Below are 1,238 nucleotides of genomic sequence, written 5' to 3'. Positions count from 1 at the left end.
GGTCAAGCAGGGGCGAGTGCGGGATAACTCACCCGATCCGGATTCGCGTGTGCAGTTCGTTCCGAGCGTCCTGCCAGCTTATCTGCGGCGGACCAATGCGATCGAGGAGCTGATCCCCTGGCTTTACCTCAAGGGCATCTCCACGAGCGACTTTGGCGAGGCTCTGCAGGCTCTCGTGGGCGAGCGAGCAAAGGGGCTCAGTGCGAACGTCGTGGTCCGACTGAAGGAGCAATGGTCCGAGGAGTACGAGGAGTGGATGAAGCGAGACCTCTCCGGCAAGCACTACGTGTACATCTGGGCCGACGGCATTCATGCGAAGGTCCGACTCGAGGACGACGCCAATAAGAAGCAGTGCATGCTCGTGGTGATGGGCGCGACGGCCGACGGCCAAAAGGAATTGATCTCGGTGCTCGATGGCTACCGGGAAAGCGAGCAGAGCTGGACGGAACTGATGCTGGACCTAAAGCACCGCGGACTCTCAACCGCTCCGAAGATCGCCGTCGGTGACGGTGCCTTGGGCTTCTGGGCGGCTCTCCGGAAGATTTTCCCCGAAACGCGGGAGCAGCGATGCTGGGTCCACAAGACGGCAAATGTACTCAACAAGATGCCCAAGAGCGTGCAGCCGAAAGCCAAGGGCGATCTGCATGAGATCTGGCAGGCCGAGACGAAGGAGATCGCGGAGAAGGCATTCGACCACTTCCTCGAGAAATATGAGGCGAAATATCAGCAGGCGTGCGAGTGCCTGCGGAAGGACCGTGAGCAGCTTCTCTCGTTCTATGACTTCCCGGCGGAACACTGGGGCCACCTGCGGACGACCAACCCGATCGAGTCGACGTTCGCGACAATCCGTCTTCGCCACCGCAAGACGAAAGGGAGCGGCACCCGCCGAACGAGCTTGGCGATGATGTTCAAACTCGCTCAGTCGGCCTCAAAGAAATGGAGGCGACTCAGGAGCCACGAGAAGATCACGTTCGTCATCGAAGGACGTTCCTTCAAAGACGGAATCATGCAGGAAATCGCCGCTTAGCTCACAATCTCAAAACACAACATTTGACAATTACTCTTCTCACGCTGAATTGCCATAGAGTCAGCAGTGCCCAGCAGTTGGCTACCAAGTCGTTTAACGGCAAGCCGAAGGCGACTGTGTTGTAAAAAGCAGTCGCCTTCGGCTTGCCGTTAAACGATTTTTCTGCGAGCCGTCCCGCTCCGAACCAATCCAAAGTGGCGCTGTCCAGCTA

General features: G+C 58.0%; 1 protein-coding gene. It reads left to right on the top strand.

The window, feature by feature from the left end; genetic code table 11:
• Positions 1–1,027: IS256 family transposase (locus tag GNK13_RS17740; RefSeq protein ID WP_164103893.1), on the top strand; the 1,027-nt coding region annotated here is incomplete at its 5' end.
• Between the last annotated feature and the right edge of the window lie 211 nt (positions 1,028–1,238).

The organism is Candidatus Laterigemmans baculatus (genome assembly GCF_010367455.1).
Classification (GTDB): Bacteria; Planctomycetota; Planctomycetia; order Pirellulales; family Pirellulaceae; genus Laterigemmans; species Laterigemmans baculatus.
This window is presented reverse-complemented; position numbering and strand designations above follow the sequence as displayed.